Origin of the sequence: Alteriqipengyuania lutimaris (genome assembly GCF_003363135.1) — a bacterium.
Classification (GTDB): Bacteria; Pseudomonadota; Alphaproteobacteria; order Sphingomonadales; family Sphingomonadaceae; genus Alteriqipengyuania; species Alteriqipengyuania lutimaris.
Genome location: NZ_QRBB01000001.1, coordinates 829,340 through 854,239 on the forward strand (window position 1 = coordinate 829,340; position 24,900 = coordinate 854,239).

Annotated in this window: 25 protein-coding genes; 15 read left to right on the forward strand and 10 right to left on the reverse strand. The window is 66.7% G+C overall.

Annotated elements, in window-relative coordinates; all coding sequences use genetic code 11:
• Window positions 1-3: 3 nt before the first annotated feature.
• The 4 genes from DL238_RS04055 to DL238_RS16015 are packed head-to-tail and all read right to left on the reverse strand — an operon-like array spanning window position 4 to window position 1,190.
• On the reverse strand, window positions 4-195 hold the full coding sequence (locus DL238_RS04055) for a helix-turn-helix transcriptional regulator (protein ID WP_115491085.1): 192 nt from the start codon (window positions 193-195) through the stop codon (window positions 4-6).
• Window positions 185-796 (reverse strand): hypothetical protein, encoded by a 612-nt coding sequence (locus DL238_RS04060; protein ID WP_115491086.1) that lies wholly within the window; start codon window positions 794-796, stop codon window positions 185-187. Before DL238_RS04060 ends, DL238_RS04055 begins: the two co-directional genes overlap by 11 nt.
• The gene (locus tag DL238_RS04065; protein WP_115491087.1) at window positions 793-975 is read right to left on the reverse strand and encodes a hypothetical protein; all 183 of its coding nucleotides are present in this window, start codon (window positions 973-975) and stop codon (window positions 793-795) included. The genes DL238_RS04060 and DL238_RS04065 overlap by 4 nt, the downstream gene beginning before the upstream one ends.
• Before the next feature lie 41 nt (window positions 976-1,016).
• The gene (locus DL238_RS16015) at window positions 1,017-1,190 is read right to left on the reverse strand and encodes a hypothetical protein (protein ID WP_181883811.1); all 174 of its coding nucleotides are present in this window, start codon (window positions 1,188-1,190) and stop codon (window positions 1,017-1,019) included.
• A gap of 297 nt (window positions 1,191-1,487) precedes the next feature.
• On the opposite strand from DL238_RS16015, the gene DL238_RS04070 reads away from it, so the two are divergent.
• The 3 genes from DL238_RS04070 (at window position 1,488) to DL238_RS04080 (ending at window position 4,812) form a co-directional block, all read left to right on the forward strand.
• A complete protein-coding gene (locus DL238_RS04070) occupies window positions 1,488-1,994 on the forward strand; it encodes a hypothetical protein (RefSeq protein ID WP_115491088.1) in 507 nt (168 codons plus the stop codon).
• Window positions 1,995-2,063: 69 nt separating this feature from the next.
• On the forward strand, window positions 2,064-4,061 hold the full coding sequence (gene thrS, locus DL238_RS04075; protein ID WP_115491089.1) for a threonine--tRNA ligase: 1,998 nt from the start codon (window positions 2,064-2,066) through the stop codon (window positions 4,059-4,061).
• Window positions 4,062-4,065: 4 nt separating this feature from the next.
• Window positions 4,066-4,812 carry a sulfite exporter TauE/SafE family protein gene (locus tag DL238_RS04080; protein ID WP_115491090.1) on the forward strand — a complete coding sequence of 249 codons (747 nt, stop codon included), beginning with the start codon at window positions 4,066-4,068 and terminating at the stop codon, window positions 4,810-4,812.
• A gap of 150 nt (window positions 4,813-4,962) precedes the next feature.
• Here DL238_RS04080 and DL238_RS04085 read toward each other — a convergent pair whose 3' ends face one another.
• Both DL238_RS04085 and DL238_RS04090 read right to left on the reverse strand, forming a co-directional pair.
• On the reverse strand, window positions 4,963-5,976 hold the full coding sequence (locus DL238_RS04085) for an agmatine deiminase family protein (protein ID WP_115491091.1): 1,014 nt from the start codon (window positions 5,974-5,976) through the stop codon (window positions 4,963-4,965).
• A 22-nt stretch (window positions 5,977-5,998) separates the two neighbouring features.
• Window positions 5,999-7,699: a M28 family metallopeptidase gene (locus tag DL238_RS04090; protein ID WP_115491092.1), complete on the reverse strand. Its 1,701-nt coding sequence runs from the start codon at window positions 7,697-7,699 to the stop codon at window positions 5,999-6,001.
• Between the two features lie 109 nt (window positions 7,700-7,808).
• Here DL238_RS04090 and DL238_RS04095 point away from each other — a divergent pair, with 109 nt between their 5' ends.
• The 5 genes from DL238_RS04095 to DL238_RS04115 all read left to right on the forward strand — a co-directional run bounded on the left by DL238_RS04095 (window position 7,809) and on the right by DL238_RS04115 (window position 14,288).
• The gene (locus DL238_RS04095) at window positions 7,809-10,496 is read left to right on the forward strand and encodes a bifunctional [glutamine synthetase] adenylyltransferase/[glutamine synthetase]-adenylyl-L-tyrosine phosphorylase (protein WP_115491093.1); all 2,688 of its coding nucleotides are present in this window, start codon (window positions 7,809-7,811) and stop codon (window positions 10,494-10,496) included.
• Entirely contained in the window at window positions 10,493-10,960 is a 468-nt protein-coding gene (locus DL238_RS04100; RefSeq protein ID WP_115491094.1) for a peroxiredoxin, read from the forward strand. The genes DL238_RS04095 and DL238_RS04100 overlap by 4 nt, the downstream gene beginning before the upstream one ends.
• Complete coding sequence (locus DL238_RS04105; protein ID WP_115491095.1) at window positions 10,957-11,784, forward strand: ferritin-like domain-containing protein; 828 nt, start codon at window positions 10,957-10,959, stop codon at window positions 11,782-11,784. The genes DL238_RS04100 and DL238_RS04105 overlap by 4 nt, the downstream gene beginning before the upstream one ends.
• A 178-nt stretch (window positions 11,785-11,962) precedes the next feature.
• The gene (locus tag DL238_RS04110; protein ID WP_181883932.1) at window positions 11,963-12,625 is read left to right on the forward strand and encodes a M23 family metallopeptidase; all 663 of its coding nucleotides are present in this window, start codon (window positions 11,963-11,965) and stop codon (window positions 12,623-12,625) included.
• A gap of 133 nt (window positions 12,626-12,758) precedes the next feature.
• A complete protein-coding gene (locus tag DL238_RS04115) occupies window positions 12,759-14,288 on the forward strand; it encodes an acyl-CoA synthetase (RefSeq protein ID WP_115491096.1) in 1,530 nt (509 codons plus the stop codon).
• Window positions 14,289-14,538: 250 nt separating this feature from the next.
• On the opposite strand, the gene galU is transcribed toward DL238_RS04115, so the two are convergent.
• Entirely contained in the window at window positions 14,539-15,423 is an 885-nt protein-coding gene (gene galU, locus DL238_RS04120; protein ID WP_115491097.1) for a UTP--glucose-1-phosphate uridylyltransferase GalU, read from the reverse strand.
• A 108-nt stretch (window positions 15,424-15,531) separates the two neighbouring features.
• On the opposite strand from galU, the gene murA reads away from it, so the two are divergent.
• Window positions 15,532-16,815, forward strand: coding sequence for a UDP-N-acetylglucosamine 1-carboxyvinyltransferase (gene murA / locus DL238_RS04125; protein ID WP_115491098.1), 1,284 nt, complete (start codon window positions 15,532-15,534; stop codon window positions 16,813-16,815).
• Window positions 16,816-16,885: 70 nt separating this feature from the next.
• Window positions 16,886-17,113, forward strand: a complete 228-nt coding sequence (locus DL238_RS04130) for a hypothetical protein (protein ID WP_115491099.1) — start codon at window positions 16,886-16,888, stop codon at window positions 17,111-17,113.
• Between the two features lie 27 nt (window positions 17,114-17,140).
• Here DL238_RS04130 and DL238_RS04135 read toward each other — a convergent pair whose 3' ends face one another.
• The gene (locus DL238_RS04135; protein ID WP_115491100.1) at window positions 17,141-17,386 is read right to left on the reverse strand and encodes a ribbon-helix-helix domain-containing protein; all 246 of its coding nucleotides are present in this window, start codon (window positions 17,384-17,386) and stop codon (window positions 17,141-17,143) included.
• 82 nt (window positions 17,387-17,468) lie between these two features.
• Here DL238_RS04135 and DL238_RS04140 point away from each other — a divergent pair, with 82 nt between their 5' ends.
• Window positions 17,469-18,245, forward strand: coding sequence for a helix-turn-helix domain-containing protein (locus tag DL238_RS04140; RefSeq protein WP_115491101.1), 777 nt, complete (start codon window positions 17,469-17,471; stop codon window positions 18,243-18,245).
• Between the two features lie 51 nt (window positions 18,246-18,296).
• Here DL238_RS04140 and phbB read toward each other — a convergent pair whose 3' ends face one another.
• Both phbB and DL238_RS04150 read right to left on the reverse strand, forming a co-directional pair.
• Window positions 18,297-19,019, reverse strand: coding sequence for an acetoacetyl-CoA reductase (gene phbB, locus DL238_RS04145; RefSeq protein ID WP_115491102.1), 723 nt, complete (start codon window positions 19,017-19,019; stop codon window positions 18,297-18,299).
• A 143-nt stretch (window positions 19,020-19,162) separates the two neighbouring features.
• Window positions 19,163-19,918, reverse strand: a complete 756-nt coding sequence (locus DL238_RS04150) for a Rho GTPase-activating protein (RefSeq protein WP_115491103.1) — start codon at window positions 19,916-19,918, stop codon at window positions 19,163-19,165.
• A gap of 394 nt (window positions 19,919-20,312) precedes the next feature.
• Here DL238_RS04150 and DL238_RS04155 point away from each other — a divergent pair, with 394 nt between their 5' ends.
• Genes DL238_RS04155 through DL238_RS04170 form a run of 4 tightly spaced genes read left to right on the forward strand, consistent with a single transcriptional unit; the run spans window position 20,313 to window position 24,870 of the window.
• Entirely contained in the window at window positions 20,313-20,756 is a 444-nt protein-coding gene (locus DL238_RS04155; RefSeq protein WP_181883812.1) for a DUF3576 domain-containing protein, read from the forward strand.
• Between the two features lie 30 nt (window positions 20,757-20,786).
• Window positions 20,787-23,318, forward strand: coding sequence for a leucine--tRNA ligase (leuS, locus tag DL238_RS04160; protein WP_115491104.1), 2,532 nt, complete (start codon window positions 20,787-20,789; stop codon window positions 23,316-23,318).
• Window positions 23,318-23,809, forward strand: a complete 492-nt coding sequence (gene lptE, locus DL238_RS04165) for an LPS assembly lipoprotein LptE (protein ID WP_115491105.1) — start codon at window positions 23,318-23,320, stop codon at window positions 23,807-23,809. Before leuS ends, lptE begins: the two co-directional genes overlap by 1 nt.
• Window positions 23,810-23,826: 17 nt before the next feature.
• The gene (locus tag DL238_RS04170; protein ID WP_115491106.1) at window positions 23,827-24,870 is read left to right on the forward strand and encodes a DNA polymerase III subunit delta; all 1,044 of its coding nucleotides are present in this window, start codon (window positions 23,827-23,829) and stop codon (window positions 24,868-24,870) included.
• Window positions 24,871-24,900 lie beyond the last annotated feature (30 nt).

A 24,900-nucleotide genomic window follows, 5' to 3' on the forward strand; every position in this document is an offset into this window, starting at 1 on the left:
CGGCTATTCGCGGATGAAGATTTCCTCGATCGCGAGGCCGAAGACCTCGGCGATCTGGAAGGCGAGGGGGAGCGAGGGATCGTAGCGGCCGGTCTCGATCGCGTTGACGCTCTGGCGGCTCACGCCCAGCTCGTCGGCAAGGGCCTGCTGGCTCCAGCTGCGCTCGGCGCGCAGGACCTTGAGCCTATTCTTCACCGTCGGGCTCCGCGCGCTGGGCCAGGCTCTGCCACGCCTGCCCCAGCCCCATGCCCATCGCCCAGATCGGCACCGCCCACCAGCCGGGCACGTGCGGCACCAGCTCGAAGGTTTCGAGGAAGCCCCAGAAGCTGCCGATGGCGAGCACGAAGCCCAGCCCGATCAGCGATGCCATGATCGCGCGGTGGCGCAGGTACTCGTCCTGCTCCTCCACGATGTAGCGGCCCATGACATAGATCATGGCGAGGATCGGAAGGATCGGAAGCATCGCGAGCAGCCACGTCAGTTCGACCGACGGATCGAGGTTGTTGAACACCCACATCGCTACGCCCAGCCCGAGTACGTAGGCGATCGAGGTTGCCATGATCCCGAACGTGTATCGCACCCCAGCCCGGCTCGCACTCCCGCACCGGTTCTCGCGCTGGTTGGCCAGCGAACGGAACAGTGCGAAAAGGAGCGCTGTCGGGATTATGGCGAGGATCGTTGTGGTTGTCTCGTTGATCGCGCCAGACGCCTTCAGGCCGAAGATCAGGCCGGAGGTTCCCAGTATCAGGCCGACCCACAGTCCGGGCCGCGATGTTCGCGTGACTGTCTGGCTCATGCCCGCCCCCCGCAGCGCGACCGGGTGGCGACAGCGCCGATGGTGACGACGGCGAGCGCCGGCATCACGATCAGCAACGTCTGGGCATTGTCTCCGGGAATCAGACCGGTGCGGCCCGCTGCGGCAATGCCGATCATCACGGCGGCCCAGGCGAGGGCGATGAGGAGAGTGCGTTTCATGATCGGTTTCCTTTCTATGTCGCTGTCGGCGAGGCTTGGCCTCAGGAGCGAGCACGCGCCGCGTCGGTCCGGCGCGCGATGCACCCGATCGCTGTCATCAGCGGCAGCGAGAGTACGGCGGCGAAGGTCGCCCAGTCGGGCAGCACATCGGCTATGTTGAGCAGGGCCACGACGACGATGAGGACGCCCCAGAGAAATTGAATATTGCGGGTCATGGTCAAGCTTCCTTTCTGCTATGGAAAGGGTACTTGTCAAACTTTTCGGGAATTGTCAAGTGACCTTGCCATAAAAGAAAGCGTGCTTGCCACCGGCCTCTCTGGACCCCGTGCGAAAACGCGCTATATCCTTCCGCATGGCCATAAGGATCGCCTCGACTACGACCACTACGACCTCGGGGTACCGGGGGCGGATGGTCGTGGCCTGACACGCGATCGCCGCCGCCCGGGTTCGGGTGGCGATGCGCCGGCTTCCCCGAACCTGCTCCAGCTTGGCGGCGCAACGGGAAAGCGAACATGCGATATTACATCGATACCGAATTCAATGGCACCGACGGCCAGCTGCTCAGCCTTGCGCTCGTGCGGCAGGACGGCGCCCATTTCTACGAGGTGTTGCACGCGCACGAGCTGATCGTGCCGTGGGTGCGCGAGCATGTCGTGCCGCATTTCGACCGGGAGCCGGTCACGCGGTTGCAGGCGGTCAAGAAGATGCAGAAGTTCCTGCGAAAGGATGATGGCCCGCACGTCTTCATCGCCGACTGGCCCGAAGACCTCGTGCACTTCAACCGGATGCTGCTGCGCGATCAGGGCAAGCGCAATGATCCGTTCCGCTATGCTTGCCTGCTGCTTAGCCTGCCCGGCTTCGATACCGCTGGCGCGAGTGCGGTGCCGCACAACGCGCTCGCCGATGCACAGGCGCTGGCGGCCTATGTCGAAGGCAACCTATCGGGCGAACGCAGCGGGATGGAAGAGGCGGACCTCACGCTGCTACGCAATACCTGCGGCGAGACCACCGTTGCCTAGCCGCGCCGCGCCGACCATAGGCGCTTGACCTCATTCTCCCGAACACTGCTCGGACGAAAGCACGACAAAATGACCGAACTGCTCAAGATCAGCCTGCCCGATGGCTCCGTGCGCGAGATGCCGGAAGGATCGACTCCGGCGGATGTCGCCGCCGCGATCGGCCCCGGTCTCGCCAAGGCGGCGATCGCTGCCCGCGTGAACGGCGAACTGCGCGACATCACGCGGCCCTTCGAAGGCGATGCGCAGCTTGCGCTGGTGACCAGCAAGGATGTCGACGAGGCGTTGGAGCTGGCCCGGCACGACTATGCGCACGTGCTTGCCGAAGCGGTGCAGAACCTGTTCCCCGGCACGCAGATCACCTTCGGTCCGGCGACCGACGACGGCTTCTACTACGATTTCGCCCCCGCAGAGGGGCGTGGTGCCTTCACCGAGGAAGACCTGCCGAAGATCGAGGAGGAGATGCGCCGGATCATCGCCGCGGATACGCCTCTCGAACGCGAAGTCTGGACTCGCCAGCAGCTGATCCAGTGGTTCAACGATCATGGCGAGAGCTTCAAGGCCGAATGGGCCGCTGAGCTTCCCGAGGGCGAGGAACTGACGATCTACCGCCAAGGCGACTGGCTCGACATGTGCCGCGGGCCGCACCTTGCCAGCACCGGCAAGCTCGACCCGCAGGCGTTCAAGCTGACGCGCGTTTCGGGCGCCTACTGGCGCGGCGACCAGAAGAACGCGATGCTCAGCCGCATCTACGGCACCGGCTGGCTCAACAAGAGGCAGCTCAACGAACACCTCCACCGGATGGAAGAGGCCGCCAAGCGCGACCACCGCAAGCTGGGCCGCGAGATGGACCTGTTCCACCTGCAGGAAGAGGCGCACGGCAGCGTCTTCTGGCACCCGCAGGGCTACAAGATCTGGCGCCAGCTCGAATCCTATATGCGCCGCAAGATGGACGGTGCGGGCTATCGCGAGATCAAGACCCCGCAGGTAATGGACGCGCGCCAGTGGGAGCAGTCGGGCCACTGGGGCAAGTATCGCGAGAACATGTTCGTCATCCCCGACGAGGTGCCCAATACCGAGGATGAGGGCGATCTGGTCTCCAAGGACGCCGACTGGATGGCGCTGAAGCCGATGAACTGCCCCGCGCACGTGCTCGTCTTCAAGCAGGGCATCACCTCCTATCGCGAGCTGCCGATCCGGCTGGGCGAGATGGGCTGCTGCCACCGCAACGAACCGCACGGCGCGCTCCACGGGCTGATGCGCGTGCGCCAGTTCACGCAGGACGACGCGCATATCTTCTGCACCGAGAAACAGGTGGTCGAGGAAGTGCGCGCTTTCATCGAGCTGGCCGACGCGGTCTACCGCGACTTCGGCTTCAAATATGCGATCAAGCTGGCGCTGCGCCCCGAACAGCGCTTCGGCTCGGATGCCGATTGGGACAAGGCCGAGCAGGAAATGCGCGATGCCGTGGCCGAAGCTGGCATGATGAACGACGAGTACGGCTGGGAAGAGCTGCCCGGCGAAGGTGCGTTCTATGCACCCAAGCTCGAATGGCACCTGACCGACGCGATCGGCCGCACCTGGCAGGTCGGCACGATCCAGGGCGACCGCGTGCTGCCCGAGCGTTTGGACGCGAGCTATATCGGCGAGGATGGCGAGAAGCACCGCCCGGTGATGCTCCACCGCGCGATCTTCGGTTCGTACGAACGCTTCATCGGCATCCTGATCGAGCATTTCGCCGGCAAGCTGCCCGTGTGGCTCGCCCCGACGCAGGCGGTGGTGGCGACGATCGTCTCTGACGCGGACGACTACGCCAACGAAGCGCTAGCCAAGCTGCGCGCGGCGGGCATTCGCGCCGAGAGCGATCTTCGCAACGAGAAGATCAACTACAAGGTGCGCGAGCACTCGCTCGCCAAGGTCCCGCACCTGCTGGTGGTCGGCAAGCGCGAGGCGGAGGAAGGCACGGTCGCGGTCCGCACGCTGGGCGAAAAGGAACAGCGCGTGATGAGCCTCGACGAGGCGATCGCGATGCTGCGCGACGGCGCGACGCCGCCAGACCTGCGCGACTGACGCCTTGGAACTCCTCGCCGGATTTACCTGGCTGCAGCTTGCAGTCGCGCTCGGCACGGGGCTGGTCGCGGCGTTCATCCGCGGGCTCGCGGGCTTCGGCCTCGCGATCCTGCTGGTGCCGGTGCTCGCGCTGGCGCTGACCCCGGTCGAGGCGGTACTGACCACCAACGTGGTCGCGATGCTGATCGGCGGGCTCGAACTGCCGCGCCTGCTGCGCGAGGCGGAGCGCAGCGTGTGGGCGATCATCGGCCTGGTGTTGCTGACGACGCTGCCGGGCTTGGCGCTGCTGGCCGCGACCCCGCCCGATCTTGCACGGCTGCTGATCGCACTGGTGGCACTTTCCGCCTTCGTCGCGATCCTTTTCCCCGTACGCGAGCCCGAGCGGCCGGGCATCCTCACCACGGGGCTGACCGGCGCGGCGACCGGCATCCTCACCGGCTTCGCCGGGATGCCCGGACCGCCGGTGGTGCCCTATTATGTCGGGCGCGCGATCCCCCGGCATGTGGCGAAAAGCTCGATGATCCTGATCTTCACCTTCGCGGCGCTGATCGGGATCGGATCGGGCGTCGCGCTCGGCCGGATGGAATGGCGGCTGGCGCTGCTGGGCGCGATGCTGCTGCCGGTCGTGATCCTCGGCACGTGGCTGGGGCGCAAGGCGGACGGGCACGTGTCCGACCGCGCGTGGCGCATTTTCGTCGGGGTCGTGCTGGCGGCGGCGGCGATGGCCGCGCTGGTCAAGCTGTTCGTTTGAGCGCGCTCAGAAGATCGGCACGAAACGCTCGGCCACGATCAGCGCGATTGCGCATCCCGACACCACGAGGGTGCGGGCCGTGTTCAGCGGATCGCTGGTGATGGTGCGGGCAAGAGTGCGGGCCATGCCAGGCACCCTGAGACCCGCAGATTAAGAAATCCCTACCCGGCGCCTTTGTATCGGGCCGGGCATCTGCATGCTCGCGCAGTGGAAGCCGCCACCGCCCGCCAGCACGCTGCGCATCGGCAGTCCGATCGCGGTGCGGGTCGGAAACAGCGAGTCGATCGCGGCGACCGCGTCGGCATCCTGTGGCAGCCCGAAGGTCGGCACCGCGATCACCGAATTGCAGATCGCGAAATTGGCGTAGCTCGCGGGCTCGACGAATGGCCCGCGCGAAATTCGTCCGGGCGAGGGGATGGACGCGACCTTAAGGCCTGCCTCTCCCAGTCGTGCCTTCGCGTCGGCGTAGACCTGAGCATTGGGATCGTCTTCGCCGAAGGGCTCGGCCAGCGCGACAGTGCCGGGGGCCACGAAGCGCGCCAGGTTGTCGACATGGCCGTCGGTGTGATCGTTGAGCAGCCCGTCGCCCAGCCACACGATCCGCTCCGCCCCGAAATCGTGCTTGAGCCGCGCTTCGATATCGGTCCGCGAGAGGTCGGGATTGCGGTTGGGGTTGAGCAGGCACTGGTCGGTCGTCAGCAGCGTGCCCGCGCCGTCGGTGTCGATCGCTCCGCCTTCGAGCACCCAGTCGGGCCGGTCGAGCGGCAGGCCTGCATCCCTCGCCAGCTCCCCGCCGATGCTTTCGTCGCCCGCCATTCGGTATTTGCCGCCCCAGCCATTGAAGCCCGGACGCACGGCGTGGCGCGCTCCGCCGCGATCGACCACGATCGGCCCGGTGTCGCGCAGCCAGACATCGCCGTAGCTCCGCCGCTCAAGCGTCACGTCGCCCGAGACCAGCGCCTTCGCCCGCGCCTCGTTCGCCGCATCGCGGACCAGCAGGCGCACCGGCTGGCCGCTTTCGGCAACGGCATTCGCGAAGCCTGCGATCTCCTCCTGCGCGGGGGCAAGAGCATCGCCCCATTCGGCCGGATCGTGCGGGAAGCCGATCCACAGCCATTCCTGCGGCTCCCATTCTGCGGGGTGCCGAACGCTCTCGATGCTCATGACGGGCGCGCAGTGCTTGCGATCAGCAGCCCTGATTGGTCGCGGCGCAACTTTCGTCGCGGATGGAGCGGAATTCATCGCCTTCGACCCAGTTGGGCCAGCTGGTCGACATCGCCATCATCCGGCCGAGGCGGTAGTAGAGCTGCAGATCGGCCATCACGCCCGACCAGTCCCACTCCTCGTCGAACTCGTCCTTCGGCCCGTGATAGCGGCTGTCGCGATAATCCGCGGCGAGCGCCGCGCCCGCTTCGCTGCCACCCTCGATCAGGTCCTCGCCGCCGTCGATGTAGAGCATCGGGACCCCCTGCTTGGCGAAGGGGAAGTGGTCGGAGCGGTAATAGTACCCCGCTTCCGGATTGGGGTTGGCGGTGGAGACCCGGCCATCGGCCTCGAGCGCGGCTTCGAGGAACTGGTCGAGCTGCGACTTGCCGGGGCCGACCACGGTCACGTCGCGCGCCGGCCCTGCGATCAGGAAGGCGTCCATGTTCACCCCGCCAACCGTCTGGTCGAGCGGGTAGACCGGGTTCTGCGCATAATAGGTCGAGCCGAGCAGGCCCTGTTCCTCTGCGGTCACCGCCAGGAACACCATGCTGCGATCCGCCGCGCCCGCCTTCGCCTGGGCTTCCGCCAGCGCGACCAGCGCCGCGGTGCCGGTGGCGTTGTCGACCGCGCCGTTGCAGATGTCGTCGCCGTCGTCGGCGGGCGTACATCGGCCGAGATGGTCCCAATGCGCCGTATACAGCACGTATTCCTCGGGCCGCTTCGCGCCCGGCAGGATGCCGATGACGTTTTGCGACATGTATTCGCGGCTCTCGTTGGTGAAGCTGGTCGAGGCGTTCAGCCCCAGCGCGACCGGAGTGAAGTCCTCATTGCGCGCCGCTTCCTTCAGCGCATCCAGGTCCTGCCCGGCGGCGTCGAAGATCCGTTCTGCGACGGCGTTCTGGATCCAGCCGTTCATCTTCGTGGTCGGCGGCGCATTATCGCCCCTCTGGGGGTAGCCCTGCGGCCCCGACCAGCTGCTTTCGACGACGTTCCAGCCATAGGAGGCCGGCTCGCTCTCGTGGATGATCAGCGCGGCGGCCGCGCCCTGCCGCGCGGCTTCCTCGTACTTGTAGGTCCAGCGGCCGTAATAGGTCATCGCCTTGCCGTCGAACGGCCCTTCGAGGTCCTCGGCGCCGAAATCGGGATCGTTGACGAGGATGACCGCGGTCTTCCCCTCCATGTCGATGCCTTCGTAATCGTTCCAGCCACGCTCGGGCGCGTTGATGCCGTAGCCCACGAAGACGAGCTCGCTGTTGTTGATCCGCGTCCGCTCGGTCTCGCGATAGCTCACGCCGACCCAGTCGTCGCCATGCTCGAATGCCATGCCGTTCGCATCGCCGCCGGTGATCGAAAGCGGCGCGTAATCGCTGCCGGTGATTTCCACCAGCGGCACGTCCTGCGTCCACGAACCATTATTGCCCGGCTCCAGCCCGGCGGCCTCGAACCGCTCGGTCAGCAATTCGACTGTCATGCGCCCGCCCTCGGTGCCGGGCATGCGGCCTTCGAATGCGTCGCTCGACAGCTCGCGCGTCACGTCGACCATGGTCTCCTGCGAGATATCGCCTACGCCGACGTCCGGAATGTCGAGCGCGGCTTCGCTGTCGCCACCCCCGGAAAGGACGGCCGCGTCGCAGCCGGCAAGAGCGAGGGCGAGCGTCGCCACAGCAAGAATGCGTTTCATCGCTTGGGAAAACTCCGGAAATTTGTCGTCGCGCGCTTGTTGCAAACCCGAGCCTCGAGGGCAAGCGAACAGGCTTGCGAGCGCGGGAAACGACGGGCAGGGCGCAAGTATGACGACGATCGGCTGGTCAGATGCGATTGCCCGGGCACGCGAGAACGCTCCTTTCCTGGAGCGTAGTCTCGACCGCTTGCCTGATCTGGCCGCGATCCTGGCGGCGGGCGACACCGGCGCCGCTTTCGCATTCTGCGAGCAGGCCGGGGCCGACCAGCCGGTCGGAATCGCGCTGCGGCGCCAGCGCCTCGCGCTCGCCCTAACGCTGGCGATCGGCGATCTGGCCGGGGCCTTCACGCTCGACGACGTGATGCAGCGCCTCTCCGCCTTCGCGGACCTCGCGCTCGATACCGCCATCGCGGAGGCGGCGCAGGCCCGCACCAAGCTCGACAGTGTCGACGGCTTCTTCGCGCTCGCGCTGGGCAAGCACGGGGCGCGCGAGCTCAATTACAGTTCGGATATCGACCCGATCCTGCTGTTCGATCCCGAGGTGCTGGCCGAAGGCGAGCGGTCCACGCCCGCCGAAACGGCGCAGCGCATGGCGCGAGACATCGTCCGCCTGCTCGCCGACCATACCGAGGAAGGTTATGTCTTTCGCGTCGACCTGCGGCTGCGCCCGGCGGCCGAGGTGGCGCCGCTGGCAGTCTCGGTCAATGCGGCGGCGTCGCATTATGGCAGCGCGGCGCTGGCGTGGGAGCGGGCAGCCTTCATCCGCGCCCGCTCGGCGGCAGGGGATGTGGAGCGCGGCGCGCGCTTCCTCTCGGGCATCCGGCCTTTCGTGTGGCGCAGGTCGCTCGATTTCGGGACGATCGACGATATCGCGCAACTGCGTGTGCGCATTCGCGAGGCCTATAGCGGGGAAAGCACGCTCGGCTCCGGCTTCGACCTGAAGCGCGGGCGCGGCGGGATCCGCGAGATCGAGTTCTTCGCCCAGACGCACCAGCTGATCCATGGCGGGCGCGATCCGCGGCTGCGCAGCAGCGATACGCGCGCCGCCCTGCTCACGCTCGCACGCGCGGACATCGTGGAGGAGGAGACCGCAATCCGGCTGGCCGAGGCTTACACCCGGCTGCGCGTGGTCGAACACCGTATCCAGATGCTCGAAGACCGGCAGACGCACGCCATTCCCGAGGGCGAGGCGCTCGATCGGCTGGCGCGGCTGGACGGATACGCCGATGGAAATGCGCTACTGGCGACGCTCGAGCCGCATCTTGCCGCGACCGCACGCGCGTTCGACGACCTGCTCGAGAGCAGCAGGACCGGCGCGGCGGAGGATCGCCCGGTGCGCGAGCTTGTGGCGGACAGTCCGCTCGCACAGGAGGGCGACATTTCGGATCGGGTCGCGAACTGGCTCGACGGGCGCTACCGGGCGTTGCGCGGGACCGATGCGCAAAATGCCTTTCGCCGGCTGCTGCCATCGCTGCTCGAATCGCTTGCGCAATCCGCCGAACCGGACCGGGCGATCGTGCGGCTCGAACGTCTGCTCGAAGCGCTTCCCAGCGGGATCAACCTGTTCCGCCTGCTCGAGGCGCGGCCCGCGCTGCTAGACCAGTTCCTCTCGATCATCACGCTGGCCCCGCCGCTCGCCAACGATCTCGCTTTACGTCCCGCGCTGCTCGATGCGCTGATCGACCGCTCCGCGCTCGACCTGCCCGAACGCGTGTCCTCGCTGCGGTCCTCGATGATGCGGGCCGAGCCCTTGGGCAATTACGAGGCCCTGCTCGACCGGATCAGGGTGGTGACGGGGGAACAACGCTTCGCGCTCGGCGTGCAGCTGATCGGCGGCACGCACGACCCGCTCGATATCGCGCGCGGCTTCGCGACCGTTGCCGAGGCTGCACTGCAGGCGGCGATGGCGGGGGCGAAGGCGGAGTTCGCGCGCGCTCACGGCGAGGTCGAAGGCAGCGAGATGGTGATCCTGGGCCTCGGCAGGCTGGGCGGCGAGGCGCTGACGCATGCTTCCGATCTCGATATCGTCTACCTGTTCACCGGAGACTATTCCGCCGAAAGCAATGGCGAGCGGCCGATGGGCGCCTCGCGCTACTTCAACCGGCTCGCCCAGCGCGTCAGCGCCGCGCTCAGCGTGCCGACCGCCGAAGGCCCGCTCTACGAAGTCGACACACGCTTGCGGCCGCAGGGCGCGCAGGGGCCGCTCGCGGTCAGTGTGGAAAGCTTTTCCCGCTACCAGCGCGAATCGGCCTGGACGTGGGAGCATATGGCGCTGGCCCGGGCGCGGACGGTGGCAGGCTCTTTCTCCGCCCGGGCGCGAGTCGAGGACATTATTCGCGAGGTGCTGTGCGCCCCGCGCGACCCGGCGACCTTGCGCGAAGACGTTCTCCGGATGCGCGCCGAGATGGCGCAGCACAAGCCGGCGAAGGGGCCGCTCGACGTCAAACTGCTGCGCGGCGGGCTGGTCGACATCGAGTTCATCCTGCACTTCCTGCAGCTGCGCGACGGGATCGCGCTCGACCCCCGCCTGTCGAAGGTGTGCGAGACGCTGGTGCACGCAGGCGAACTGCCGGCGGAATTCGCGCAGGCGCAAGATTTCCTGACCCGGCTGATCGTCGCCGCGCGCCTGCTCGCGCCCGATCTTTCCTGTCCGCCGGGCGCGGCGGGGGAAGCGCTTGCGAAGGCATGCGGTTGCGCTGGACCCGCGGACCTCTTGCAAGCCGTGGCGAAGGCGCGGCAAAGCGTCGCGCAGACATGGCAGCAGATATTCGAAACAAAGCTGGAGTTGGACCGATGAGCGTAAGCGAAGGGGATACGATCCCCGATATCGAGATGGTGCGGCACGACGGCGAAAGCGTGAAGCCGTCCGACTATCGCGGGCGCAAGCTGGTGCTGTTCTTCTATCCCAAGGACAATACCCCCGGCTGCACGACCGAGGCGAAGGACTTTTCCGCACTGAAAGCCGATTTCGAACAGGCGGATTGCGCGCTGCTCGGCATCAGCAAGGATTCGAGCAAAAAGCACCAGAACTTCATCGCCAAGCATGACCTCACGGTCGATCTGGCAACCGATGCGGAAGAGAGTGGCCTGTCCGACGAACTCGGCGTCTGGGCCGAGAAGACAATGTACGGCAAGACCTTCATGGGCATGGTGCGCAGCACCTATCTGGTGAACGCGGACGGCAAGATCGCCCGCATCTGGCCCAAGGTGAAGGTCGCCGGGCACGCCGAGGAGGTTCTGGCGACCGCCCGCGAACTGTGAGCGGAAGCGAGCCGGCCACCCCTGCGCCTTCTACTCTTTCGGAGGCGATCCGCGCCGCGTTGCTCACCGGGCCGGCCAGGGCCAAGATATTCGCCGCCAGGCAGGTGGCGCGCGACTGGCGACTGGGGCGGCTGGTGCACGAATTCGATGCGGCGATGCCCGATTATCCGGCGCGGCCCGCACGGCCCGAGTTGCTGCCGCCCGGCAAGATGCCCAAGCGCGGCAAGGGCGGATCGCAGCGCGGACAGATCGCGCTGTGGCATGCGCTCGCGCATATCGAATTCGTGGCGATCGATCTTGCGCTGGATATGGTCGGAAGGTTCGGCGGCCAGATGCCGCGCGGCTTTACCGACGACTTTATGGCAGTGGCGGCGGACGAGGCGATGCATTTCGCATTGCTGGAGCGCAAGCTGGCTTCGCTCGGATCGTTCTACGGCGCGCTGCCGGCCCACGCGGGACTGTGGCAGTCGGCGCACGAGACGCGGCACGATGTCGCCGCGCGGCTCGCCGTCGTTCCCATGGTTCTCGAAGCGCGCGGTCTCGATGTGACCCCCGCGACGCTCGAAAGAGTGCGCGCCAAGGGCGACCTGACCGGCGCGAAAATCCTCCAGCGCATCCTTGACGACGAAATCCGGCATGTGGCGATCGGCACAAGGCATTTCGTCGCACATGCCCAAAGGCACGGTTTCGACCCGCCGAAACGCTGGCACATCTTGGTTAAACAGCACTTCAGGGGGGTGTTGAGGCCGCCATTCAACGACTCAGCGCGTTACGCAGCCGGTTTGTCGCGAGACTTCTACGGTTCGGTTGCCGTTTCGACCTAACGCCGCCTAACAAACATACAGACGAAGGCGGGAAAGGTTCCCGTCATGATTTTTCGGGGTCTCGGCGCTTCCACCGGATCGAGGAAGCACAAGGGATCGGAACCGCGGGGCATGCCCCCGCCGCCGACAGAGGACGGATATTTTGCTGACCACTGATCGACTTTTCAGCCGCGCGACGATGATTGCCACCGCGGCACTTGCCACCTTCGCCGTGCCCGCGCACGCCAACACCAGCGCCGCAGCCGCGGCCGACGTTACCGATGCCGTCGAGGAGGCCCAGAGCCCGCTCGGCAACGGTGATGCGCAGTTCCGGCAGCTCTTCGCCAGCTGGCAGACGATGGATATCGAGCGCAGCCCGGAGCCTGAAATCGCCATCTCGGTCGCCGTGCCTTCGCGCATGCCGGTCAATGATGCGCGAATGAGCAGCAGCTACGGCATGCGCAACCATCCCGTTCTGCGCAAGCGCGCCAACCACAATGGCGTCGATCTGGCCGCCCCCTCGGGGACCCCGATCTACGCGACCGCCGACGGTGTGATCGAGCGTGCGAATTACTGGGGAAGCTACGGCAACTACATCCAGATCGGCCACGGCAACGCGATCGAGACCCGCTATGCGCACCTTTCGCGGATCGTCGTTTCCGACGGCGCGCAGGTCCGCAAGGGCGACCTGATCGGTTATGTCGGCTCGACCGGCCGTTCGACCGGGCCGCACCTGCACTACGAAGTGCGCATCGACGGCAAGGCGGTCGACCCGCGTCCCTTCATGGTCGAAACCGAAGCGCAGGAGGCTTTCCGCCTCGCGATGGGCCCCGGCGGCATGGGCGGCGGCGACGAGGAATAGGTCGCACGACCCCCAACGACACCAAGGTTCGGGAATTGAAGAAGGCGGTGCTGCGGCGCCGCCTTTTTTATGCGCGTTTTCCCCTTGCTCTCCCCCGGCCCATCGGAAAGACTGCGGCCCGGGAGAGAGAAAAATGCATCCGATCCATCACGCTGCCACGCGGCCCGATCACGCGGCCATCGTCAACGCGACGAGCGGCAGGACGATCACCTATGGCGAGCTCGACGCCTTTGCCAATCGCGCGGCGCGGTGGCTGCGCGCGCGCGGCGCCGCCCGCGGCACGAGCGTGGGCTTGCTGCTCGAGAACCGCCCGCTCTATCTCGAGATGGTCTGGGCCACGCAGCGGATGGGCGCGATGCTGGTGCCGATCGCGACCCGGCTCACCGCGCCCGAGATCGCCTATATCCTCGCCGATGCGGAATGCACCCTGCTGCTGACGTCGCGCGCGTTCGCCGACGTGACCGGGGAGCTCGCGCGGATCGCGCCCGGCCTCACCATCATCGACGTCGACAGCGACGCCTTCACCGGAGAAATCGCGGAGCAATCCGCCGAGATGATCGAGGACCCGGTGCCGGGGCAGTACATGCTCTATTCTTCGGGCACGACGGGGCGGCCCAAGGGCATCGTCCCCCCGCCGCCGCCGAGCGAGGATATCACTACTCCCAATGCGCTGGTCGGCCTTGCGACGATGGGCGTGGGCATGCCGAGCGACGGGAGCATGGTCTATCTCTCGCCCGCGCCGCTCTATCACGCCGCGCCGCTCGGCTGGTGCACCACGGTCCACCGGCTCGGCGGGACGGTGGTGATCATGGAGAAGTTCACGCCCGAAGGCGCTCTCGCCGCGATCGAGAAATATCGCGTGACCGACAGCCAGTGGGTGCCGACCCATTTCGTGCGGATGCTCAAACTGCCTGAGGAAGAGCGGACGAAATACGATCTCTCCAGCCACCAGCGCGCGATCCATGCCGCCGCGCCGTGCCCGGTGCCGATCAAGCAGGCGATGATCGAATGGTGGGGGCCGATCATCCAGGAATATTACGCCGGGTCCGAAGGGATCGGCATGTCGCTGGTCAAGAGCGAGGAGTGGCTCGCCAGGCCCGGCACGGTCGGGCGGATGATCTACGGCAAGGCGCATGTCTGCGCCGAGGACGGCTCCGAACTGCCGCCGGGCGAGACCGGCCTGCTGTTCTTCGAGAATGAGACCCTGCCCAGCTATCACAAGGACCCGGGCAAGACTGCCGACGCGATGCATGAACGCGGCTGGATGACTCTGGGCGATATCGGGCACGTCGACGAGGACGGCTTCATCTTCCTCACCGACCGCAAGAGCCACATGATCATCTCGGGCGGGGTGAACATCTACCCGCAGGAGATCGAGAACCTGCTGGTGGCGCACGACAAGGTGCTCGACGCGGCGGTCATCGGTGCGCCCGATCCCGATCTGGGCGAGCGCGTCGTGGCGGTGATCCAGCCCGTCGATTTCGATACTGCGGGCGAGGCACTGGAGGAGGAGCTGCGCGCCTTCCTCGAACCCCAGCTCAGCCGGGTGAAAATGCCCAGGCGCTTCGACTTCCGGCCCGAGCTTCCGCGCGAGGCCAATGGCAAGCTCTACAAGCGCGAATTGCGCGAGGAATATGCCAAACAGGCAGAGCTGACAGGGTGACACGTGTCACCCATGTGTCACCCTCGGTTCGCCGTCGGCAACTGCTTGAATACAGGCGTTTTTAGCGTGGATCGCCTCCGCCAGGGTGACACATTGCCTGCTTTCGGGCATTTTTTTGGCGGATGAACTCATCCGCCTGCGGATCGCCGCTCGGATGCAGCGGCACGATTGACGGTGTGAAAGAGCGGATCGCGCCCTATCAGACCCCGCGAATGTAGGAAAATCAACGTCCTGCCGCGCGTGAACGCGCTTACGCCTTGAGCAGACGCTCCGCCATCGCGCGCACTTCCGCGCCCATGTCATCGCGCTCCAGCGCCAGCGCGAGCGTCGCCTCGACGAAGCCGGTCTTGCTGCCGCAGTCGTAGCGTGCGCCGTCGAAGGTGACCGCGTGGAATGCCTGGTTGCCGATCATCTTGGCCATCGCATCGGTCAGCTGGATTTCGCCGCCCGCGCCCTTGCCCTGGTTTTCGAGCACGCGCATCACTTCGGGCTGGAGGATATAGCGGCCCGAGATGATCTTGTTCGACGGCGCCTCGGCCACCGGCGGCTTTTCGACGAGGCCCGTGACCTCGGTCAGCGTGTCGCTCTTCGTTTCGCCCGGCGCGATCACGCCGTAGCTCGACACGCTTTCCTGCGGGACTTCGAGCACGCTGATGAGATTGCCGCCGACCTGCTCGTAGGCATCGACCATCTGCTTCATGCAGCCGGTGCTGCCTTCCTTGCCGATCATCAGCTCGTCGGGGAGGAAGATCGCGAAGGGATCGTCGCCGACGATTGCACGCGCGCACCAGATCGCGTGGCCCAGGCCCATCGGCTCCTGCTGGCGCACGGTGATGATGTCGCCCGGCGTCGCGCGAGTCGAATCGAGGATCGAGAGGTCCTTCCCGCGCTCGGTCATCGTGCGTTCGAGCTCGAAGGCGATATCGAAATGTTCGACGATCGCGGTCTTCCCGCGCCCGGTGACGAAGATCATCTGCTCGATCCCCGCCTCGCGCGCCTCGTCCACCGCGTACTGGATCAGCGGCCGATCGACGATCGCGAGCATTTCCTTGGGGATGGCCTTGGTCGCGGGGAGAAAGCGGGTTCCCAGTCCTGCGACGGGGAAAACGGCCTTGCGGATCGGTTTATGCGCCATGGGGTATGGCTATGTCCGGGGCGGACGGGCGCGTCAACATGACGTATGTTGCGTAGGCCCCGCGGGTGCGGCTTGTTTTGCTGCACACGACCGCTAAACGGCCATGCAATGGACAAACTACGCATTATCGGCGGGCACAGGCTTTCCGGAACCATCCCGATCTCGGGCGCGAAGAACTCCGCGCTGACCCTGATCCCCTGCGCACTGCTGACCGACGAGCCGCTGACGCTGCGCAATCTGCCGCGGCTGGCGGATATCGACGGCTTCCAGCATCTGATGACGCAGTTCGGCGTCGCGGTGAACATCGCGGGCACCCGGCCCGAGGATTTCGGCCGCGTCGTCACTTTCGAAGCGACCCGCCTCACCTCGACCACCGCGCCTTACGATCTGGTGCGCAAGATGCGCGCCTCGATCCTCGTGCTGGGGCCGATGCTGGCGCGCGCGGGAGTCGCCACGGTGTCGCAGCCGGGCGGCTGCGCGATCGGCAACCGCCCGATCGACCTGCATCTCTCCGCGCTCGAAGCTCTCGGTGCGGATATCGAGCTGGCGCAGGGCTATGTCCGCGCCCACGCGCCCGACGGCGGCCTGCCGGGCGGCGAGTTCGATTTCCCCGTCGTATCGGTCGGGGCGACCGAGAATGCGCTGATGGCGGCGGTGCTCGCCAACGGCACCTCGACGCTGCGCAACGCCGCGCGCGAGCCCGAGATCGTCGACCTGTGCAACCTGCTGGTGGCGATGGGCGCGCAGATCGAGAATATCGGCCAGTCCGACCTCGTCATCCACGGCGTCAAACGGCTTCACGGTGCGACCTACCGCGTCATGGCCGACCGGATCGAGGCGGGGTCCTATGCCTGCGCCGCCGCGATCACCGGGGGCGAGGCGCTGCTCAAGGGCGCGAAGGCCGACGACATGTCCGCCACGCTCCACGCGCTGCGCAATATCGGCGTGCATGTCGAGAACGAGAAGGACGGCGTGCGGGTCGCCGCCAATGGCAAGCTCAAGGCGGCCAACCTCTCGACCGCGCCCTATCCGGGCCTCGCGACCGACATGCAGGCGCAGCTGATGGCGCTGCTGACCGTGGCCGAAGGCACCAGCGTGCTGACCGAGACGATCTTCGAAAACCGCTACATGCACGTGCCCGAACTCAGCCGCATGGGCGCGGACATCGATGTGTCGGGGCGCACCGCGATCGTGAAGGGGCAGGATGGGCTGACCGGGGCGGAAGTCATGGCGACCGACCTGCGCGCTTCGATGAGCCTCGTCATCGCCGCGCTGGCTGCCGAGGGCGAATCGCAGATCCGGCGAATCTACCACCTCGACCGCGGCTACGAGCGGCTGGAGGAAAAGCTCCAGGCGATCGGTGCCGATATCGAGCGGGTCGGCGACGAATAGCGCCGATTTTCAGGACCTAACGCCGCGCTCCCTCGTTCGCCAGATAACGACACTTTTCTGGAGACGTGACATGGGTTTGATTCGTACCGCAATTCTCGGTGGCCTCGGCTATCTGGGCTACCAGGCATACAAGAACCGCAAGGACGAGAACGGCGTCGCCTTCGCCAAGGGTCAGCCCGAAGGGCAGTTCCGCGAAGCCGGTTCGGCTGCCACCGCCACCAAGGGCGACAAGATGAGCAGCACCGACGAAGCGCTCGACGAGACCTTCCCGGCGAGCGACGCGACCGCCAAGTACTAAGCGAAATTTCGGGACGCGGGGCGTGGTCTAGGCCATGGCCCCGCGCCTGAGCTCCTCCACCAGATACTGACGTATCGCGCTGGCGAGCCCCGTGGGTTCGTCGGCTTCGAGCCGTGCCGCATCGACCCGCGCGACGATGGCGTTGACCGGCACGCGGCGTGCGCGCGCATGGTCGCGCAGCAGATCCCAGAACACCGGCTCGAGCGTGATGCTGGTCTTGTGGCCGGCGATCTCGACCGATCGCTTGACGGGCGGGTGATAGCGGGCGGTCATCGCGCCAGCCTATCCTGCGCGCCGCCGCGACACCAATAATTTGGGGTGGGCACCTTCCTGACGGGCCCATAGGATCGCGCGCATGGCAGAGGGCATCGACGCGCTTACCGACAAGGAGAAGGAGACGCTTCGCCTCATGCTCCACGGGCACGATGCGAAGTCGATGGCGCGCACGCTCGACCTGTCGGTCCACACGATCAACGACCGGCTGCGCGCCGCGCGGCGCAAGCTTTCGGTCACCAGCAGCCGCGAGGCCGCGCGCCTGCTCGGCCGTGCCGAGGGCCCTGCCGCCGAAAATCCCGCCCCCGAAAATTGTGTGCCCAAGGTTTTGGGGGAAGCCGAAGCGGGCGAGGCGGCGCAAACCTCACCTCCATCGAACGGGCAACAATCCGCTGCCCGCCCGGCCGCAGCAACACGCGGCCGGATCATCGGAGGAATAGCCGTCATGACACTTCTGCTCGCAATCGCTCTCGCCGCCGCCGCCACCCATAACGAACCGCCCGCCGACAGCCCGCCGGAACAGGTGGCGCTCGACCATGCCACCGAAGACGCCGCGCGCGAATGGCTGGCGCTGGTCGACGCGAAGGACTGGCAGGCGAGTTACGATGCCGCCGGGTCGGCCTTCCAGGAACCCAACACCGTTGCGACGTGGCGCGAGGCGTCGCAGCTCGCGCGCGTGCCGCTGGGGCAAGTGCGATCGCGCGAGGCGATCGGCTACCAGTCCGTCAATGCGCCGCCCCGCGGATACCGCGTCGTGCAGTTCCGCAGCGACTTCGCGCAGCGCGAGGGCGTGATCGAATCCGTCACGCTGGAGCGCGAGGATAATGCGTGGAAAGTCGTGGGCTATTTCATCGAGTGACCGCAGGGTCGGTGCCACGGCGCGGACCGCGCGCCATGGCACCGGTCGCGGTCAATACATGTGCTGGCCGCCGTTGATGCTCATGGTCGACCCGGTCACGAACTCGCCGTGATCGGCAGTGAGGAACGCGACCCCGCGGGCAATCTCGCTCGCCTGACCAAGTCGCCCGACCGGGATCTTGGCCACGATCTTGGCCAGGACATCGTCCGGCACTGCGGCGACCATGTCGGTGTCGATATAGCCCGGCGCGATCGCGTTGACGGTGATGCCGTAGCGCGCGCCTTCCTGCGCCAGCGCCTTGGTGAAGCCGTGGATGCCCGATTTGGCGGCGGCATAGTTCACCTGACCGTACTGGCCTGCCTGCCCGTTGATCGATCCGATATTCACGATCCGGCCCCAGTTGCCTTCGCGCATGCCGGGGAAACAGGCCTTGGCCATGTTGAAGCAGCCGCCAAGATTGACGCGCATGACCTCGTTCCAGTCGTCGAAGCTCATTTTGGCGAGCGTGCCGTCGCGGGTGATGCCCGCATTATTGACGACGATCTCGACCCGTCCGAATTCCTCGGCGATCCTTGCGCATCCGTCGAGGCATGCCTGGTGGTCGCCGACATCCCACTTCATCACATCGATGCCGGTCCGGTCGGAAAATTCGCGCGCGCGCTCGTCATTGCCGGCGTAATTGGCGATGACCTTGCGACCCTGTTCCTTGAGCGCCAGGCTGATCGCCTCGCCAATACCGCGCGTTCCACCCGTCACCACCGCGACACGTGCCATAGTTACTCTCCCAAGCGTTCGTCCGACCCGTTTTGTCCGGCCTTGCGCCAAGACGTAGCGTCAGGCGCGCGCTCGGGCAAAGCAAAACCGGCTGATGGCTCTGGAAATGGGGAGGATTCGACGCGCCGGCAGACGCGCGGCGATCAGAAGCGCAGCTGCGTACCGATATAGACCGACTGGCTGTCGTCGCTTGAGTCGGTCAGCGGGGTCAGGCGATCCTGCTCTTCGGAATAGCGCACCCCGGCGGTCACATCGAGATTGCGCGAGACGCGGTACGATCCGCCGACATCCAGCCTGCGATCGCCCTGGCCTTCGAGCGTGCGCGGCGCGCGGCCGGGGGTCGCTTCCTGATCGACCGAGATCCGCGGCTGGAACCGGCTCGGCTTGTCCCGTGCGCCTTCCGACGGGCGGAACTGCGCGAGATCGGGCATGGCGATGCGCGAGACCGACTTTGGCAGTTCGGAGGCCGGCTTGGTGAAGCTCTGATAGCCGCGGGCAACGCCGAGATCGAATGCCGAGGGGGCGACCGCGACCTCGCGGCGGCCGGGTTCGCTGCGGGTCGAATCGATTGCGGAGCGAATCGAGATCGCGCGGGCCGAATCGTCGTCGACTCGGACGGCGACTGTCACCGTGCGATCGGAAATCGCCTTGCCCGTCGCGGGCGTGAAGGGAAGCGCTTCGCGCCGCGCGGCATAATGCTCGGTCACGCGGCGGGCGAGAGCGGGATCGACCGTCGCCGGGGTAAAGAGCGCGCCACTGCCCGAGATATCGGAGACGAGCGAGGGCGTCGTGACTTCGGCCAGAGCAACGCCTGCCACCGGAACCGCGACGAGCGCCAGCGCACCGCCGAGGGCGGGTGCAAGCAGCTTGCGCAGTCGAGAGGCGGTCCTGTCGCTCATTACCCTCAATCCTAGCACCGCAAACCTTACGGTGAGTGAACACTCTTACCTAACGTACCAAACCGTCTAACGCACGGAACGAACAGTACGATCCTCCCCCCGTGCGAATCCTTGAATATGCCCTCGCACACCTGCTTGCTAGCTTTTCCACAAGCCCCGGCGCGCTTGGTGAGGCAGGTGTTGCACACGGCACACATATTGCCCCTCGAACTTCGAGTCGGCGCTAAGTTACGCGGAGTGCGGCAAAGTTCAGGATGGGTACAGCCGCGAACGCCAGCTTGGCGGGCCACGGTAGGGCCGCGCCCTTGCTGCGGTCGGTTCGCGGCGATAAAGGCATGTCATGCGCGGTCTGCCGACCTGTTTCATCGCATCTTCACACGGAAAGCCAGCCATAATGATCAAGCGCCGCCTCCCGATTGCCACCGTCAGCCTGCTGGGCGCCTGCACCGCGCTCGCCGCGTGCGCGAGCGGCAACGACTTGCCCGATGCCGATGTCGCCGCCAGCCAGGTGACCACCATCGGCGTCAATTCCTACCTGTGGCGCGCCAGCCTCGAAGCGGTCAGCTTCGCGCCGCTGCTGCAGGCGGACAGTGCGGGCGGCGTGATCGTGACCGACTGGTACGCGAACCCCGAAAACCCGGGCGAACGCGTGAAGTTGACCGTCTCGATCCTCGACCAGGACCTGCGCGCCGATGCGCTGCGCGTCGCCGCCAGCCGCCAGGTCAACCAGGCGGGCAACTGGGTCGATGCGCCGGTGCAGGCCGCGACCGTGCAGAAGCTGGAAGACATCATCCTGACCAAGGCGCGCGAATTGCGCCGCCAGGCGATCGCCAGTTAACCCACTCATATTTCTCATAAAGACCCGAGCATGAACGATACGCGGTTCGATCCGTCCCAGGCAGATGGCCGCTGGCAGAAGGCCTGGGACGAGGCGCAGTGCTTCCGCGCCGACAGCGCGAGCGACAAGCCAAAGAGCTACGTGCTCGAGATGTTCCCCTACCCGTCGGGGCGCATCCATATCGGCCACGTGCGAAATTACACGATGGGCGACGTGCTCGCGCGCTACAAGACAATGCGCGGCCATGAGGTCTTGCACCCGATGGGCTGGGACGCCTTCGGCATGCCGGCGGAAAACGCGGCGATGGAAAAGGGCGTCCATCCCGGCAAGTGGACCCGCGAAAACATCGAATCGATGAAGGCGCAGCTGAAGCGCCTCGGCTTCGCGCTCGACTGGAGCCGCGAACTCGCCACCTGCGAGCCCGACTATTACGGCCACGAGCAGGCGCTGTTCATCGACCTGTACGAAGCGGGCCTCGTCTATCGCAAGGAAAGCGAGGTCAACTGGGACCCCGTCGACCAGACCGTGCTGGCCAACGAACAGGTGATCGACGGGCGCGGCTGGCGCTCGAACGCGCTGGTGGAGAAGCGCAAGCTCGCGCAGTGGTTCCTCAAGATCACCGACTTCGCGCCCGAACTGCTCGACGGGCTGGGCGATCTCGACCAGTGGCCCGACAAGGTCCGGCTGATGCAGGAGAACTGGATCGGCAAGAGCCGGGGCCTCGAATTCTCCTTCGACCTCTCCAGTGGCGAGCGGCTGCCGGTCTATTCGACCCGGCCCGACACGATCTACGGCGCGAGCTTCGTGGCCGTCGCCGCCGATCACCCGATCGCGCGCGAAGTGGCCGAGAACGACGCGGACGCCGCCGCCTTCATCGAGGAATGCAAGCGCGGCGGGACGACCGCGGCCGATCTCGAAACGGCGGAGAAGAAGGGTTATCTCACCCCGATCACCGCGGCCCACCCGCTGCTCGAAGACACCGACCTGCCGCTCTACATCGCCAATTTCGTGCTGATGGATTATGGCACCGGGGCCGTGATGGGCGTGCCGGGCCACGACCAGCGCGACTACGAATTCGCGCGCAAATACCACCTGCCGATCATCCGTGTGGTCGGCTCCAAGCCATCGGACGCCGACCGCCCGATGGGCACCGGGGCGGAACCGGGCGACGGGATCATGGTCAATTCCGGCCCGCTCGACGGGATGGCCGCCGCCGACGCCAAGGCGAAGGTGATCGCCATGGCCGAGGCCGACGGCTGGGGCGAGGGCAAGACCGTATGGCGCCTGCGCGACTGGGGCGTCTCGCGCCAGCGTTACTGGGGCACGCCGATTCCCTTCGTCCATTGCGAGGCTTGCGGCGTGGTGCCCGTGCCCAAGGCCGACCTGCCCGTGACCCTGCCCGAGGATGTCGACTTCAAGACGCCAGGCAATCCGCTGGTGCGGCACGAAAGCTGGAAGCACGTCGCCTGCCCCAAATGCAGCGGCGATGCGGTCCGCGAGACCGACACGCTCGACACCTTCGTCGATTCGAGCTGGTACTTCCTGCGCTTCGCCAGCCAGCCCGCCGACCGTCCGTTCGACCCGGCCGAGGTCAACGCCTGGCTGCCGGTCGAGCAGTATATCGGCGGGATCGAGCATGCGATCCTGCACCTGCTCTACGCCCGTTTCTGGACCCGCGCGCTGGCCCGCATCGGCCAGATCGACTTCACCGAACCCTTCGCCAGCCTGTTCACGCAAGGGATGGTTACGCACGAGACCTATTACCGACGCGAGCCCGAAAGCGGGCGCGTGGTCTATTTCGCGCCCGACGAGGTCGAGCGGGACGCAAAGGCCGCGGTGCTGAAGGAAGATGGCTTCCCGGTCAGCGTCGGGCGCGTGGTCAAGATGTCGAAGTCCAAGCGCAACGTGGTCGATCCCGATACGATCATCGCGCAATACGGGGCCGACGCGGTCCGCTGGTTCATGCTGTCCGACAGCCCGCCCGAGCGCGACCTGCCGTGGTCCGAAAGCGGGATCGAGGGCTGCGCACGCTTCGTCCAGCGCATCTGGCGGCTGGTCTCCGAAGCCTCCGACGCTTCGCAGGATGGCGAGGACCTCGACCTGCGCCGCAGGACGCACAAGGCGATCGTCGCGGTGGCGGAGGATATCGAGGCGCTGTCGTTCAACAAGGCGGTCGCCCGCCTCTACGAACTGACCGGTGCGATCGAGAAGGCAAGCCCGAGCGCCGACCGGCGCGATGCGATCCTGACGCTGACCAAGCTGGTCTCGCCGATGATGCCGCATCTTGCCGAAGAAGCATGGGATCGCGCGGGGGGGGAGGGCCTGATCGCACAGGCCGACTGGCCCGAGCACGAACCGGCGCTGCTGGTCGAGGACGAAGTCACCATCGCCGTCCAGCACAAGGGCAAGCTGCGTGACACGCTGACCGCGCCCAAGGGCGCGTCGAAGGAAGCGCTCGAGGAAATGGCGCTGGCGAGCGAGAAGGTTCAGCGCAGTCTCGACGGGGCGGAAATCCGCAAGGTCATTGTGGTGCCGGACCGGCTGGTGAATATCGTCACCTGATGCGATTCGTTTTCGTCCTGCTCTGCGCGCTCGCGCTTCCGGCCTGCGGTCTCCAGCCGATCTACGCCGGGGCCAGCGGCTCGGGCGCGGTCGCGGACCTGTCCGCGGTCGAGGTCGCTCCGATCGAGGGGCGCACCGGCTGGCTGGTCTCCACCGCGCTGGAGGACCGCGTCTCGCTGCGCCAGGGCGATGCCGCGCCGCGCTACCGCCTAGACGTACAGCTCGACGAAAGCCTCCAGAGCCTCGGCCTGCTGAGCGACGAGACCGTGACGCGCGAGCGGCGGGTGCTGCGCGCCCGCTACCAGCTGGTCGACCTGTCGAGCGGGGCGATCGTGCTCGACGCCACGGCAGGCTCCGATTCGGGGATCGATGTCGTATCGAGCGACTATGCGACCATCGCGGCCGAGCGCGCGGCGGCCGAACGGCTGGCGCAGGTGGTCGCGGACCAGATCGTGACCCGGGTGTCGCTGGCGCTGCGCCAGCGCAACTGAGCGCCGGGGCCCGCAAAATGGCCAAGAGCCCGTCCCTCAAGGCGAACCAGAACAGCTTCGGCCGGATGGCCGGGCAGGCGGCGCGCGAGTGCCACACCTTCTTCTTCTGCGGGCCCGACGAAAGCGCGGCCTCCGCCGCCGCCGCCCGGATCGTGAGCGGGCTCGAAAACCCGGGCGAGCGGATCGACATGGCGGGCGCGGACCTGCGGCGCGATCCCGTGCTGCTGGCGGACGAGGCGCGATCCTCCTCCCTGTTCGGCGACGCGCGCCACATCCTCGTGCGCGCCAATGGCGAGGAAGCGCATGATGCGCTCAAGCTCCACTTCGAAGCCGAGGGCGAGGCCTGCCCGGTACTGGTCGTCGCGACCAGCGCCACCGACAAATCGCGCACCGCGAAGCTGGTCGCGGGCGCGGGCGGCACGCTGGTCGCGATGTTCTACCCCCCCAACCTGCGCGACATGGCGGAGACCGTGCGCGATCTTGCCGACCGTTCGGGGCTGCGGCTGGGCGGAGACCTCGCTCAGCGGATCGCGCGGGGCTCGGGCCTCGACCGGCGGCTGGCCGAAGCCGAGGTGGAGAAGCTGGCGCTGTTTCTCGATGCCGCGCCCGATTCGCCCAAAACCGCGGACCTTGCCGCGTGGGACGCGATCGGCGCGTCGAGCGAGGAGGACGGCTTCATGCCGCTGGTCAACGCCGCGCTGGGCGGCCATGCAAAGCGCCTGCCCGAAGAGCTGGCGCGGCTTCAGACGCTGTCGCTCAATCCGGTCGGCGTGGCGCTGGCGTTCGAGCGGCGCGCGGCGCAGCTCGCCCAGCTATCGGCGCGGATGCGCCCGGGCGAGGATGTCGCGTCCTTCGTCGAGTCGCAGAAGCGCGCGCGGCGCATTTTCTTCAAGGACGAGCGCGATCTGGCCGAGCAGTTGCGGATCTGGCGGGGCAAGCGGCTCGACCGGCTGGTCTCGCGGCTGACCGCACTCCATCAGGCGCTGCTCGCCAACAGCCAGCAGGCCGAATTGCTGCTGTCGCAGGAAATCGCCTCGATCGCGCGCGCCGCTTCGCGTTAGTTTTCCAGATGAGGCGGTGCCGCCCACACC